General features: G+C 55.8%; 10 protein-coding genes. 4 read left to right on the forward strand and 6 right to left on the reverse strand.

The genetic code is table 11. The features are described 5' to 3' along the window. Nucleotides 1–39: 39 nt before the first annotated feature. From JW953_22700 to JW953_22710, 3 genes are all read left to right on the forward strand, one after another. A complete protein-coding gene (locus JW953_22700) occupies nt 40–2,667 on the forward strand; it encodes a phospholipid carrier-dependent glycosyltransferase (GenBank protein ID MBN1995515.1) in 2,628 nt (875 codons plus the stop codon). Next, nucleotides 2,654–5,251, forward strand: coding sequence for a glycosyltransferase family 39 protein (locus JW953_22705; protein MBN1995516.1), 2,598 nt, complete (start codon nt 2,654–2,656; stop codon nt 5,249–5,251). The genes JW953_22700 and JW953_22705 overlap by 14 nt, the downstream gene beginning before the upstream one ends. 113 nt (nt 5,252–5,364) lie before the next feature. After that, on the forward strand, nt 5,365–6,351 hold the full coding sequence (locus tag JW953_22710) for a 50S ribosome-binding GTPase (GenBank protein ID MBN1995517.1): 987 nt from the start codon (nt 5,365–5,367) through the stop codon (nt 6,349–6,351). A gap of 175 nt (nt 6,352–6,526) precedes the next feature. Here the strand turns inward: JW953_22710 and JW953_22715 are convergent, their stop codons facing one another. The 3 genes from JW953_22715 to JW953_22725 all read right to left on the reverse strand — a co-directional run bounded on the left by JW953_22715 (nt 6,527) and on the right by JW953_22725 (nt 8,947). Beyond that, nucleotides 6,527–7,126: a DUF1349 domain-containing protein gene (locus JW953_22715; GenBank protein MBN1995518.1), complete on the reverse strand. Its 600-nt coding sequence runs from the start codon at nt 7,124–7,126 to the stop codon at nt 6,527–6,529. After that, a complete protein-coding gene (locus tag JW953_22720) occupies nt 7,123–7,845 on the reverse strand; it encodes a DUF952 domain-containing protein (protein ID MBN1995519.1) in 723 nt (240 codons plus the stop codon). The genes JW953_22715 and JW953_22720 overlap by 4 nt, the downstream gene beginning before the upstream one ends. 103 nt (nt 7,846–7,948) lie before the next feature. Next, nucleotides 7,949–8,947: a sortase gene (locus JW953_22725; protein MBN1995520.1), complete on the reverse strand. Its 999-nt coding sequence runs from the start codon at nt 8,945–8,947 to the stop codon at nt 7,949–7,951. Nucleotides 8,948–9,160: 213 nt separating this feature from the next. Between JW953_22725 and JW953_22730 the strand changes: the two genes are divergently transcribed. Beyond that, nucleotides 9,161–11,113: a DUF2723 domain-containing protein gene (locus tag JW953_22730; GenBank protein MBN1995521.1), complete on the forward strand. Its 1,953-nt coding sequence runs from the start codon at nt 9,161–9,163 to the stop codon at nt 11,111–11,113. On the opposite strand, the gene JW953_22735 is transcribed toward JW953_22730, so the two are convergent. The 3 genes from JW953_22735 to JW953_22745 form a co-directional block, all read right to left on the reverse strand. After that, a complete protein-coding gene (locus JW953_22735; protein MBN1995522.1) occupies nt 11,103–11,471 on the reverse strand; it encodes a hypothetical protein in 369 nt (122 codons plus the stop codon). The two genes, JW953_22730 and JW953_22735, sit on opposite strands and share 11 nt — an antisense overlap. Nucleotides 11,472–11,475: 4 nt before the next feature. After that, entirely contained in the window at nt 11,476–12,828 is a 1,353-nt protein-coding gene (locus JW953_22740; protein ID MBN1995523.1) for an extracellular solute-binding protein, read from the reverse strand. A 255-nt stretch (nt 12,829–13,083) separates the two neighbouring features. Further along, nucleotides 13,084–13,890 (reverse strand): response regulator, encoded by an 807-nt coding sequence (locus JW953_22745; GenBank protein ID MBN1995524.1) that lies wholly within the window; start codon nt 13,888–13,890, stop codon nt 13,084–13,086. Nucleotides 13,891–13,982 lie beyond the last annotated feature (92 nt).

The raw sequence follows: 13,982 nt of genomic DNA on the forward strand, positions 1-13,982 counted from the left end.
GCCAGCCCTTCCGCCGCATGGTATGATACCGGGCCGTAGATGACCGTGGTTAAACAGATTGCCCAAACCAAAAAACCTTTTCTCTTTGCCGAGGCCGCCATCAGCCTCGGCCTTTTCCTGTTGGCCTTGCTGCCCCGGGCTTATGCCTTGCAGCATTTTGTCACCGCCGACGAGGCCAAGTGGGTCTATCGCTCCGCCCAATTTTTGTCTGCTTTTTTGCGGGGCGATTTTGCCGCAACCACCGTTAACCTGACCCCTGCCGTGACCACCACTTGGTTGGGCAGCCTGGGTTTGGCCGCTTACCACAGCCTGCATTGGGCCGATATCGGTCTCTCTCTGCCCGAATGGTTATTGACCCTGCCGGAATTCCGCCCTGAGTTAGACGTATTGGCGGCCACTCGCTGGCCAATGGTTATCTTGACCTCCCTGAGTGTGGCGGCCGTTTACCTTCTAACCCGCTCCCTGTTCAACCGCGCGTTGGCCTTTGTGGCGGCGGCCTTTATCGCGCTTTCGCCCCACTTTGTCGCTCTTTCTCGCATTCTGGGCCACGATGCTCCCGCCGCTGTTTTTATGACTCTGTCCCTGTTACTGCTGCTGTGGGCAAACAATTTAGACGAGTTTGTGCCCGCTCAAGCTGTTCGCCGGGAACAAAAATCAAACCGGCGCAAGACAATGCGCCGGTTTGCGCCCCACCTGCTGCTCGTTCTTTCCGGCCTGATGGCCGGCCTGGCGTTTCTCTCCAAAGCGCCGGCCTTATTTCTCATTCCCTTTGCCATTCTGGTCTTTGCCGGTCGGGTCTGGCGGCAGAGCGCCTCGCTCTATTTTTGGTTCAAACGATTTTTACTCTGGCTTTTTGCCGCCTACCTTGCTTTCCTGATCTTCTGGCCCGCTGCTTGGGTTGACCCACTTGGCCGCCCTCTGGCGGTAATAGAGAACGCCTTTTTCTCCGCCACCGATCAGGAAGAAGCCGACGCCGAAGGTTATTGGCAGGCGCCCGACCTCGGCCCTTTTTACTACCTGGCGCATGGCTCCTTCAAACTCAGCCCACTGGTGCTGGTTGGGGCGGGCCTGGCTGCCTGGTATCTGAGCCGGTCAATTCGCCAAACACCGAATCTGCCCAATGACCACGCAAAGAATAAAAAAGAATCACTCGTTTCCCCCAAAAACTATCCAATGACCCTTCTATGGCTGCTCGGCTTTGTTCTCCTCTTCACCCTCTTCATCACCCTCAGCGACAAACGCAGCCCCCGTTACATCCTGCCCGCCTTTCCGCCCCTGGCGCTGCTGGCCGCTTATGGCTGGTTGACGTTGTTGGCGCAAGTCTCAGGGGTCAGGAATCAGGAATTAGGGGATAAAAGTGAGACGCCAGAGGCTACCACTACGCAATACGTAATACGCCATACGCAACACCTCTTTCCTCTCTCCTCTCTTCTCTTCCCCTTTCTGCTCACCCTCTCCGCGCTCATCATCCTGCTGCCCTACGCGCCTTACTACTTTACCTATTTTAATCCGCTGCTGGGCGGGCCGTACACCGCCCCGCGCCTGGTCAAAATAGGTTGGGGAGAGGGATTGGACCAGGTTGGCCGTTTTTTGCAGGCCCAATGGCCCAATAGCCGGGTGGGCGCGCCCTATGCCTCAACCGTAGCCCCCTTTTTTGCGGGCGACCTCTCGGACGTAATGGGCGACCACCTGGATTACGTGGTGCTCTACCGCAAACAAGTGCAGTCCGGCGAACCGTCGCCCGCCTTCATCCGTTATTATGAATATTCCGGCTCTATTTTTTCGGTGGATTTGAACGGCATCCGGTATGCCGATGTTTACCCCGGCCCGGCCCTCCAGTGGGCCTTAACCCTCACGCCCGGCCTGGATCACGGCATTTTGCCCCTGCCGCTTGGCTTTCGCCCGCTTACGCCCTATGGTCGGTTGGGCGAACTATTGGCAGTTGACGTGGTCTGGCTGGCCAAAGGCCCTTTGCCCAACACGCCCTCTATCGTCACCTTGCAGCCCCTTTCTGTTTTCGACTTTTTGAACGAACACAACGACGAGCACGGCACGTCCCTTGAACCCCGGGCCGGCTTCGTTCTGGCCGAAGGGCCGGGCAGCCTGACCCGCCTGGCCGACGACTTGATTGTCAGCCGCCACCTCCTGCCTCTCCCGGCGGATTTGCCACGAGGCCGGTATGCCTTGTTGGTGGATGGCCGGCCCCTGGGTGAAGTTGAGGCGCGGAATTTTCAACTCCCGCCGGAGCTGAATCCGGTCAACCAGGTGATTTTTGACCAACAGATTGGCCTGGCCGCTTATCAACTCTCATTAGCTGATGATACCCTTGGTCTCAACATCGCCTGGCGCGCCGAAACAGCCCATCTGCCCGATTATACTGTGTTTGTCCAACTCCTTAACGCCGAAACCAACGAGCGCCTGGCCGGGGTGGATACGCAGCCCCTCGCGGGCGACTGGCCCACCGGTGCCTGGGTTAAAGAAGAAGTAGTGTTTGACAAATATGTTGTCTCCGTGCCGCCCGATTTGCCGCCCGGTTTTTACAAACTGATTGTTGGCTTCTATCAACCCGCCACCGGTCGGCGTTTGACTCTGCCCGGCGGCCAGGATTATTGGACCGTGCCGTGGACGCTTGTTCGTGAGAAACAAAACCAAAATGACCAGCCCTAACGGTTATTCGCCGTCCGTTTCCCGTTTCAGTTTTTTTGTTTCAGGCCTGGCTAAGGCAGGCTGGTTTATTGCCCTGGCCCTCTTTCTCCTGGCCTTCCTCCCCCGCGTGCTGGACCTGGACCGCTTCCTCACCCCCGACGAATTCCTATGGGTGGATCGCTCCCGCAATTTTTTAGCCGGGCTGACCAACCCGGCTTACCAATGCGACACCCGGGTTGAAAAATGGGCCTTCACCGAGGGCCTGGCCTGCACGCTGCGCACCGGCCACCCCGGCGTGACCACCATGTGGAGCGGCAGCTTTGGCTTTTTGCTGCGCTGGCTGGCAGATGGCCGGCCCGAATCCTTGCATGATTACGTGGTGGCCGTCTCTACCAACCCCCTGGACCCCACCTTTATTGCCCCGGAACGGCTGGGCATTGTTTTGTTGACCTCCTTGGGCGTGGTGGTCTTTTATGTGTTGGCTCGCCGCCTGTTTGGACCGGCTGTGGCTCTGGTGGCCGCCGCGCTGTTGGCCCTCAACCCCTTTCACGTGGCCTATTCCCGCGTGATCCACCACGACGCCCTCAGTACCACGTTTATGCTTCTGTCTGTGCTGTGCGCCTTTATCTATTGGGGAGAACGGCAGGGGCGGGGCTGGTTGGCATTATCCGGCCTGCTGGCCGGTTTTGCCTTTTTGAGTAAACTCTCCTCCCTGTTTCTGATGCCCTTTATCGCCCTCATCGGCCTCTGGTTTTTTGTTTCCCATTGGCGGCAGATTGCCAAAAAGCCATCCTCTCTCCTCTCTCCTCTCTCCTCTCTCGTGCTGGATGGTCTGCTCTGGTTTGCCGTAACCGTCGCCGTTGTCTTCATTTTTTGGCCCGCCATGTGGGTCATCCCTGTGGAAACCTTGCAAACCGCTTTTGCCCTGGGGTTTCAGTATAGCACCGGCCCGCACGCTAAAGGCGTTTTCTTTTTAGGCGAAAGTGTGGCGGACCCCGGCCCCTGGTTCTATCCGGTTACCTGGCTTTACCACACCTCGCCGTTGGTGATGTTGGGCCTGGTTGGCGGGGCGGTAGTCTGGCTCTTCAATAGGTGGCGCAATAAATCGCCCAAACAGGCAGAAAGCCAACAGGCCATACCTGGCCAGTCAACCTTCACCCGTTACCTGCCCCTTATCCTGCTCTTCATCTTGGGTTACTACTTGCTCATGACCATCGGCGAGAAAAAGCAGGAGCGTTATTTCCTGCCCGTCTACCCCTGGTTCGATCTCATCGCCGCTGCCGGTTTGGTTTCTATGGCCACTTCTCTATACCTAAAACGCAATACGCCACGCGCAATACGCCATCCCCTCATCCTGCTCCTCATCATCCTGCTGACCAACGGCTATCTGCTTGCCTCCACTTTTCCCTACTACTTTACCTACTATAACCCCCTGCTGGGTGGTATCAAGAGCGCGGCTAGGGTCATTACCATTGGCTGGGGCGAAGGGCTAAACCTGGCCGCCGATTATCTCAACACCCATGTTGACCCCGCCCAAACCCGCGTGGCCAGTTGGTACGAATCCACCTTTGTCCCCTATTATCACGGCCCTTCCATCAGTTACTCCAAAGAAAAAGGCAAAGCCCTGGCCGGGGATTACGTTATCTTTTACGTCAATCAGACGCAGCGGGAGTACCCGGATGAGATAATGTTTGATTATTTTGAGAGTCGTTTTGAGCCGGAAAAGGTCATCTTGCTGCAAGGCCTGGATTACGCCTGGATTTACCCCAGCCTGGGCGTTGACCATTACCTTCAAGATCAAACCTACACCGGCATTGCCTCCTTGCTGGCCTGGCAGTGGGCCGCGGGTGATGAGGCCCCTCTTCTGCCCGGCCAATCCGCCGAATTTGAACTTTATTGGGAATATCTGGGCAAAAAACCGGACGAGACCTTCTTTTTCCGCCTGGTTGACGCACAAGGGCGGGCCTGGGCCGAGGGTCTGAGTGAAGTGGCGGCCGGCCAGAATCCGCCTGTGGCCCGGTGGCGCGAGGGCGAAATCATTTATGAACGGGGCGCGCTGCCCCTGCCGGCCGACCTCCCGCCCGGCCAATACCGGCTGCAAATCGGCTTTTATACCAGGGCGCCGGCTGTAACCGAGGGCGAACTTCTCTTTACCGTTCCCGACGAGGAAGCCTTGCTTACGATTGGCCACGCCGGGCCGGCGGATTATAAGCTACCGGCCGTGGCTGTCCCTATTGACCAACCCCTGGGCCACTCCCTGACTCTCTTGGGCGCGGCCTGGCCCACCGACGCCCTCTCGCCGGAGACCATCATTCCGTTGGACCTCTACTGGCGGGTGGAGCGGCCTCTCCCGGCCCAGACCAAACTGCACGTAGGGCTAATGACCGAAGGGGGCGAGGCCCAACAAGCCTGGTTTGATCTGACCCTGGCCGAAACGTTCAATCTTGACCAAACCACCTGGCAGCCCGGCGATATTGTCCACACCCACTGGCCGCTTGATTTACTGCCCGGCGCGCCTCCTGGCGTTTATTCCTTTGAATTGGTTTTAGCTGAAAATCTCGCGAAAACGGTTGCCTGCGGGAAGGTGAGGCTTGAGGAGCGGTGAGGGAAGGTTCGCTTATAAATTACGCCCCTCCTGACTATTGTGGTAGAATGAACATGCAAGCTGCCGGACGTGAGCGATAGCGTCCGCGCCAAAGGCGTGAGCGAGGAAACCTTATGCCCACAAATCTTCCGCCGGAGTATTTTGAAGCAGACCGAAAGTATCGCGCGGCCACGTCGCCCCCGGAGAAGATTGCCTGCCTGGAAGAACTGATCAGCACCATCCCCAAACACAAGGGCACCGATAAACTCCGGGCCGACTTGCGCCGACGACTCTCCAAGTTAAAATCCTCAGCCCAGGCCAAAAAGGCCACGGGCAAGCGCGAAACAACGTTTCACTTTGACAAAGAGGGTGCGGGCCAGGTGGCCATTATTGGCCCGCCCAATGTGGGCAAATCCACGCTGCTGGCGGCGCTGACCAATGCTACCCCGGAAATTGCCGACTTTCCCCACACCACCTGGCAGCCTACCCCCGGCATGCTGCCCCTGGACAACGTTCAGGTGCAATTAATAGACACCCCACCCCTGAGCCGCGATTTTGTTGAGCCGGAGTTGTTTGAATTGATCAAAAGAGCGGACCTGGTTTTGCTGATGGTGGATTTGCAGGCCGACCCCATTCACCAACTTGAAGATACCCTTGCTTTTTTGGCGGAACATCACCTGGCCCCGCGTCGCCTGCAAAAAAAATATGCCGGACAACGGCGTTTTACCTTTGTGTCCCTGTTAGTGCTGGTCAACAAAAATGACGACGAAACTTCTGATGAAGATTTTGAGATTTTCTGCCAACTGCTTGAAGACGACTGGCCCTTGCTGCCTATTTCTGCCGCCACCGGCCGCCACTTTGACCTTTTGCAGCAGCGGATTTTTGCTGGCCTGGAGATCATTCGCGTTTATTCCCGGCCGCCCGGCAAAGAGCCAGACTTCACCACGCCCTTTGTCTTAAAAAAAGGGAGCACGGTGGAAGAGTTTGCCGGGAAGGTCCACCAGGATTTTGTGAAGAATCTAAAAAACGCCCGTATCTGGGGCCAGGGCGTTTACGACGGCCAACTGGTGCGGCGGGATCACGTTTTACACGATGGTGACGTGGTTGAACTGCATATTTGAATTATCGCCGCAGTACAGTGATGGATAGAGCCTGTCTGAAAAGCCTGATATAGGCTCCATGTCATTTCGAGCATAGCGAGAAATCCCTACGGTGTGAAGTTTTCTGGCGAGATTCCAGAGATTTCTCGGCCTATGGCCTCGAAATGACATGCTTTTCAGACGGCTTCTTAGGCGCTCAAGCCCAGTCGCTTTCCTCAATTTGGAGCAGGAGAAACCTGCACCTGAAGCCTGCCCCAATAGGGCTACAGGCATACACCCCCACTTCCAGGCTGGGGGGACAATAGTGCAAGTGAGCAACGCGCATCTGTTGCCACGCTGCGCCGTCAAAAGAACTTTCAATCAAAAAGTCTTCCCCTTTTTTGTTCAGGCGATACCACATGGCGGTGGTGGCGGCCGGAATATCTTGCGTGGCCCAATCTGAAAAGCCTAAATTGGTGACCACCGACCCCAACCGGCTGATAGCGGCATCTTCATATTCCACGGAGGTTTTGAGCCAATGCCGGTTATCGGCCCGGACCATCAGGCCGCCCTGGTCGTATTGGTTCTGGGGTTCAAATTCCACGTGCGTGGTGATGGCAAAATCACCTTCCAGCCGGGTGAACAAACAGTGCCCATCGTCCCTGGAAAAACCGTAATGCGTTTTTTGCCAGAAGTCGGTTTTTTCATTGGTGTAGATTTCTAAACCCGCTCCCACGCTGTATTTTTCCGGCTCATTGAACCAGTAAAAGCCGGGGGGTATGTTTGGCTGCAAAAACTTCTCTGTGATTTTCTTCATGGTTCCACCTTAGCTTTACTCCCAATCTCCGGCGGCAGGCTGAACGTTCCATCCGGGTTGGGCTTAAAAGTGACCACTTGCTGTATGGCCTCAATATTTAACCCCCCATAAACGTGCGGAAAGAAAACGCCGCTCCCGGTCAGGTCTTCATACCGCACCGGGGCCTGAACCGCCCCCGGTTCAATACACAGCAACACCAGATCGTCTTCTCCCCGGTAGTAGTGATTGCCTACATCCTCAATTTGGTCGGCCTCGCAGCAGTGGATGAAGCCTTCTGCCTCAAATCCGGCCGGTTGGTAACAATCGTTCTGCAATCCTTGTTCCCACGCTTTATATTTAGCTATATGATAGATCATCGGCTCAGGGAAAAAATGCTCGGCACACTGCTCTGCCTCCCGCTCAAAGGCAGGGGTGTGCAGCAAGAGCAATTCCACGGGGATGTTTGTTTTGTTCACGTAGGCAAATTTGTGTCCCTGTTGCACCAGGCCCACATCCCCTTCAACCAAAAGGTGAATGTCATCATCCAACAAAAAATGAAGCTGGCCGGATATGAGGTAGTAGAACTTGTCGGAGCGGGTGGACCAGGCCCGGACATGCCTGGCCCCGGGCGGCACTTGAATCCGGGCCACAGACGAGCTTGTGTTTTGGCCGGCGGTGAAATCGCGGATGGTCAAACCTTCCCATTCATGGGGGGGTGTAGCGTCTGTTTTTAAAATCATCAAACGGTTCTCCTTGTTGTCAGACATCTGCCGGGAAATAATTCAGGATACGTGTTGCGTATTGCGTGTTTTGTGTTTTTATTGATATGGCCTCCAAAAAATTCTACTGGACCAATACCGGCCTGGCCACAACTATAACGCGGTGGGTATTATTGCTATAAGGCCAGCAGGTCACCAGGGTGAGGCGTTCTTCATTAAAGGGGCCAATCCACTTGGCGTTGGCCCGGCGAACCGATTCAGACTCGCCTTTGTCTTTGAGGATGAATTTGTCATTGACCATATAATCGTAACGTTGTTCACCCACGTACAGGCTCACCAGGTCGCCCACTTCCAGGTCAACAATATAGCGAAACACTTCGCCCTTGATGTTGTGGTGGCCGGATAAAACAATATTGCCTGCCTGGCCCGGCAGCATTGAGTTTTTATGCCAGCCGGCGGCGTAATCGGCCACGGTCCACACGTTGGTGGCTACCCCGTCCTGGATAACTTCTGTCCAGCCCGTTTCCACCACCGGCGAGTCCAGGCCAATGCTCTCGGCCACAATCCGGGTGGGAGGGGCCAGGGCCGCAGTTGTTTCCCCAACCGGCCCAACCGCCCCCGGTTGGGCCGGCGGCTCCTCCTCGGTCACAACCACCAGGGGATTATCGGCCAAAGAGGGGACGTCTGTTTCTAGGGCTACCTCAACGGGTAGAGTTGTTGGCTGCGTCTCAATTGTCGGAACAATTTCTGCCGGGGGTGTTGCTGCGGCCATGGGTGTCTCAAACCGGGGGTCCACTTCATCTTCAAGAAGCGGGGGTTGGGTAGGGTTGTTTTCCGGTGTTTGGCCGGGCAAAGTGGTGGGGATAGGTTCCGGTTCAGCGGTAGGCCCGGCGCTGTTTGTTTCAGCCGCCACCGCCAGGGCAGGGGCCTCGGTGGGGCTGGGTTGAACCGGCAGCGTATCCGGCTCTTCTATGACCGGGGCTTCCACAATCCGGGCGGGCGGATTGTAAAGCTCGGCTTGCTGTTGGTAAAATGTCCAGCCGCCCCAGGCCATAATGAGCAGGCCAGCCCCTATCAGGGCCAGGCCCACAAATTGCCATATTTTTGCTTGAATTGAACGCATTGGCTGCCACTCTGGTGGTTTTGGAAATTGGGTGTAGTTTTTGTTCACAATGTTGTTTGCCTTTTTGGCCCATCCGCAGTTATGGTATCTTTGTCATTCGATTCTGTCAAAAGAGACTTAAAACAAAATGAATGAAGTTGAGCCGATGGCCCAACCTTTTGACAAAGCCGGTTCTCTTTGATATAGTACGGCCCTCTTCTTATGGTGGCCCGAATGTGCAAGATGAACGTTTGGCTGGGCGGCCTTGTGGTAGTGGTCGCTGCCGGTTTATACCTGTTTACGCTTGATAATGGCCTGCGCCCGGACGAGCTGACCGGCGGCGATTTGATTACCCATCAATACGCCCAGGTGGAGGCTCGACCCGGTAACGCCCCCGGGTACCCGCTTTATACCATGGGCGGCTGGTTGTGGTTCCGGTTGGGGCGGTTTTTGTTGGGCTGGGCGTTTAACCCTATCCAAATTCTGTCGTTGTACTCAACCTGGTGGGCCTTGGCCTCGCTGCTGGTGCTGTATTTTATCTTGCTCCGGGTCGGCCACGGCTACTGGCTGCCGGCCTGGCTGTTGACCGCTTTTTACGCCACCACCTATTTTTTTTGGTATTACAGCGTTACTACCGAGCAGTATACCAGCGCCGTGCTGCAAACGCTGCTTATTATCTGGCTGGCCTTTAAGTGGGACGAGACCCCGCGTGATTCAATCTTGCTCTGGCTGGCTTTTATCAGCGGCACCATGCTGGCCAATATGCTCACTACCCTCTTCATTTTGCCCCCTCTCTTGTGGTTTGTTCTTTTCAAAAGGGATGGCGGAAAATACTTTTTAGGCAGTTACCTTAAAAGGCCAAAATTAATTTTGCAGGCAGTTGCTTTGGCCCTGCTGCCGTTGTGCAGTTACGCCTACGTTTACTGGCGGGGCGCGCAGTATCCCCAGTGGCGCGGCGCCGGTCAATGGCCCACCGCCTGGGCCTGGTTTGTGCAATTTTTGACCATCCAGCAGGGGCGCGATGAATTGGCCCCGGGTTTAACCTGGCAAAATATTTTTACCGCCGAATTCCCGGCCTTGATGGGGCAAGAACTGACCTGGCTGGTTTTTGGAGGCGGTTTGCTGGGCCTGGCCTTTTTGGGCCGGCGGCGGGCCATTTTCCTTTACAGTACGCTGCTCATCTATTTCATTTTTGCCTGGCTGTATCGTTTTGGCAACTGGTTCCAGGTGATCATCCCGGCTTATCCTATTTTTGTTATTGGTTTTGTGGCGGGCCTGATCCAAATCCTTCAGTTGGCGCACCGGCCCATCAATAACTTAAAAAGCCGGCCTGGCCCTACGCTGTCTTTCATCCTGCGTCCTTCATTCTTCATCTTGGTGTTGTTGACCGGTCTTTTGCTCTACCGCTTTGCCGCCAGCCTGCCCCGGACCAATCAGCGAAATTTACCCGCCGATACCGGCCTTGATCCCGGCTGGGCCATTCTGGCGGATCAGCCGGGGCCGTCTGTGATTTCCGGCGATTTTGCGGAGCGAGTGGCTTTGCAGTATTTAAAAACAGTGTGGGGCGTGGCGCCGCTGATTTATCCCACCGAGGCCGGAAATTTTGACCTGCCCCAAAATGCGCCGCCGGTTGAGCGGGTTTACATCACCCGCCGGGCCGTGGCCGCAGCGCCGCAGGCTATTGAGCCGGGGCTGCATCCCCAGGCGGCCGGCGAGCAGTTGATTGCGCTCTGGCCGGCCCCGCGCCTTGAACTGCCCCCCCACGCCGTTCCGGCGGCTATTGATTTTGGCCAACAATTGAAGCTGGTGGGATGGCAACAAATTGATTCCGCCGCTTCATTGCCCGATGAAGTGGTCGCCCGTTTGCCGCGGGCCAATTGGCAAGTGGCGCTTTACTGGCAGGCTTCAACCAGGTTGACAGAGGATTACACGGTTTCGGTGCGGCCCCTGGTAGGCGGGCAATTGGTGAACGTGGCCGGGGAAAATTTAATGCAAGACCACCAGCCGGTGTGGGGTGTTTATCCTACCGGCCGCTGGCGGCCCGGGGAAGTGGTGCGTGATGTTTACGCGCTTTTTTTGCCGGAGGGCCTCACGCCGGAAACCATGCAGCTTGTGGTTTACCGTCCCACGGACGCCGGCTTTGAGAACCTGACCGAGGCAGAGATCCGCCTGAAGCCTAGGAAGTGACCCGGGTCCGTTCATAAGAGTGGCAGCGAGGGCAGGGCGTCTCGGCATTTAGATAATTGGCCTCGTGGCGCATCGCCTTGATTACGGCAGAAATTCTATTGGCCAGGGGGGTTTTGGCAATGGCGCCCCGGGCGTATCGAATGTATTCAGCCTCGGCTATTTCAAAGGGCACTTCGTTGCCCAGCGCGGCATAAGTGGTTTGCGCCCGCAAGCGAATTTCATCACTGTCTAAATTTTCCCACTCAGGATCAATTTCATACCGGCAAACCGCGCAGGTGAACTTGGGCAGCATGGCCAGGTTCCAGAGGGTGTCAATGGGGTTAATGTTCCAATCAAGGAGTGAATTAGGCTCCTCCATTTATTCATCTCTCCATATTGTTTTGCATCATTTCGGCGGCTTCCAACGGGGTAATTTCCCCATCTATAACCTGTTGGAGCGGTTGGCGCATGGCATTGAGCAGCACGTCAACATTGACTCCGGGCGGAACGGTTCGCCCGGCCAACATTTGCTCCGCGCTGATACGCAGGGCCGAATCGTTTACAATCACCAGGTTTTCCAAAGCCTGGCGACGTGTAGGCAACAGGCCAAAGCGCACGGCCCAGGCCAGTTGTCTTTCCGGTTGGGTAATATACTCCAAAAACGCCGTAGACGCCAATGCGCGGTTTCCGCCAGCCGCTCGGCCGACCACCCAATAACGAGCCAGCACCAGGGGCGCAGCCGGTTGGCTGGCCCCGGCTTCGCCCACGTTAGGCAAAAGCGCCACCCCCCAGTTGATTTTACCGGCCCGGGCCAATTCGGCAATGGCCCACTCGCCGTCAATCATCATAGCAATGTCGCCGTTCAAAAAACGGCTGCGCGCTTCTTCATAAGTGGCTACCGGCGCAATGCCGGTTAAACGGCCCTGCCAGCTCAAATAGAGGGTAATGGCCGCTTCCATTGCCGCAGTGTTTAGGGTGGGTTGGCCATTTTCATCCGTGAGCCAACCGCCGTAAGGAGCCAGCCAGGGCACTAACCAGAGCGGCTCGTAACTGTTCACGGCCAAACCCCAGGCCGGCGCGCCCCGGTTTGTTTGATCATTTTGGGTGAGTTCTTGGGCCAGGCCGAATAACTCGGCTGTGGTTTGGGGAGGGGTATCAACCAGATCGCGGTTGTAAAAAAGCAGCAGGTGAAATCCGGCCGTATCGGGCAGTCCCCACAGGGTGTCATCTCGACTGGCTCCCAGGAGCGCGACCCGGACAAAGTCGTTGGTAAAACTGGCCGGAAATAGGTCCGACATTGGTCTGATTTGCTCGGTGGCCCACAAATTTCCCAGCAGCACCGGCGCTACCAGGGCCACGTCAAAATCCGTTTCCCCGGCCATCAGCGGGCGCATAAAACTTTCTGGGCTATCATAATGTTGCAGGCTAACGTTGTATTGGGGAAATTCCTGTTGAAAGGATTGGATGTGTTCGGCCAGCGTTTCTGCCTGGGCCTGGGGCAGACTTTCCCAAACTACAATGGAGGTGGGGGGCGTAGCCGGGGCCGGTTCCAGAGTTGGCGCAGCGGTAGGTATTGCAGCAGCGCTGAGGGAGGTAGCGGCCAGGTCATCCTCAACCAGGATAGGGGAAGGCGTGACCTGGGGCGTGGGTGAAGGCGGCGGCGCGGGAGGGGTGCAGGCAACAGGCATGAGCAGCAGGGCCGCCAATAAAGTTAAGTTGCACCGTAAATTGACCATGAGCATGACCGCCAGTTTAACGCAGCTAAGCAGGCGTGTCAAACCGGCGGCAGTGATTACGTTTCTTTTAGATGGGGAATTAAATAACTTACCCATTCATTTCATTGCGAGCGAAGCGAAACAATCTCCCCTTACCAAACCGGAGATTGTTTCGGCCTATCGGCCTCGCAATGACATGCGCAAGTTAATTAATTTTCATTCCTTAGCACAAGCTGGTGGGCGCGGGTGAAAAATTGCCGGTAGGTGAGGAGTGGGTTAGGCTAACTTGTAGAGTACTTGCCCATCTTGTTCTATCCGTTTAACCTGGCCGTCACTGATCATCCCTTCCAGGCGATTTTGGGTGTTGCTTTCGGGTAAGCTTACGGCTTTGGCAATGGTGGCCAGGTTGGCCTGGCCCAATTGGGCCAGAACGTCAACAATATCTTGCCGGCGCTGGAGGGATTTTTGATAAGTGTCGGGATAAAGCGCTTGCATACAATCCGGGCAAAGGCCGTGGCTAAATTCGGCATCAGAATGATTTTCAATGTAAATTTCAACCTGTTGCCAATAACCCCGGTCGTCGCGGATTTTTTTGCAGTGGCTACAGATGGGCAACAAACCGCGCAATGTTTTTACCTGGCTCAGGGCCGTTTGCAATTCTTCATTACGCTGCTGCAAGGTGACATTCAGGCGGCGAAGGGCCATCATATCTTCAAACCGGGCCCTGGCTACCACAATGGCCCGTTCCACCTGGCGCTTGCTGGGCGGTTTCACCAAATAAGCCCCTATCCCGGCGGCGCTGGCTTCGGCTAAAAGCTCCGGCGTTTCATAAGCGGTCAAAATAACCACGGGCGTCGGGCAACATTCCTGGATACGTCGCGTGGCTTCGAGGCCGTTCATCTGGGGCATTTCAATGTCCATAAGCACCACGTCGGGCTGCAAGGCTTGCACCATTTCCAGGGCTTGCTGGCCGTCGCCTGCTTTGCCAACTACCTGGTACTGCAAGTCTTCCAATAATCCTTGCACCATTTCCCCAACCAGGGAGTCGTCTTCAACAATCAAAATGTGTTCTTCTTTTTCCATAATTTTTATTACTCGACTTTTGCAGTGACATAAGATTTAACATTAACAAGAAAATATGGGATAATAAAGGTCAAGCTAATCGGTATTCAAAT

The sequence above is a fragment of the Anaerolineae bacterium genome (genome assembly GCA_016931895.1).
In the GTDB taxonomy this organism is placed as follows: Bacteria; Chloroflexota; Anaerolineae; order 4572-78; family J111; genus JAFGNV01.

What these genes read in the sequence shown, in the direction of transcription:
- JW953_22705 (MBN1995516.1), top strand. Translation starts at nt 2,654, where the DNA reads ATGACCAGCCCTAACGGTTATTCGCCGTCCGTTTCCCGTTTCAGTTTT.
- JW953_22725 (MBN1995520.1), bottom strand. Translation starts at nt 8,947, where the DNA reads ATGCGTTCAATTCAAGCAAAAATATGGCAATTTGTGGGCCTGGCCCTG.
- JW953_22720 (MBN1995519.1), bottom strand. Translation starts at nt 7,845, where the DNA reads ATGATTTTAAAAACAGACGCTACACCCCCCCATGAATGGGAAGGTTTG.
- JW953_22740 (MBN1995523.1), bottom strand. Translation starts at nt 12,828, where the DNA reads ATGGTCAATTTACGGTGCAACTTAACTTTATTGGCGGCCCTGCTGCTC.
- JW953_22745 (MBN1995524.1), bottom strand. Translation starts at nt 13,890, where the DNA reads ATGGAAAAAGAAGAACACATTTTGATTGTTGAAGACGACTCCCTGGTT.
- JW953_22715 (MBN1995518.1), bottom strand. Translation starts at nt 7,126, where the DNA reads ATGAAGAAAATCACAGAGAAGTTTTTGCAGCCAAACATACCCCCCGGC.
- JW953_22730 (MBN1995521.1), top strand. Translation starts at nt 9,161, where the DNA reads ATGTGCAAGATGAACGTTTGGCTGGGCGGCCTTGTGGTAGTGGTCGCT.
- JW953_22710 (MBN1995517.1), top strand. Translation starts at nt 5,365, where the DNA reads ATGCCCACAAATCTTCCGCCGGAGTATTTTGAAGCAGACCGAAAGTAT.
- JW953_22700 (MBN1995515.1), top strand. Translation starts at nt 40, where the DNA reads ATGACCGTGGTTAAACAGATTGCCCAAACCAAAAAACCTTTTCTCTTT.
- JW953_22735 (MBN1995522.1), bottom strand. Translation starts at nt 11,471, where the DNA reads ATGGAGGAGCCTAATTCACTCCTTGATTGGAACATTAACCCCATTGAC.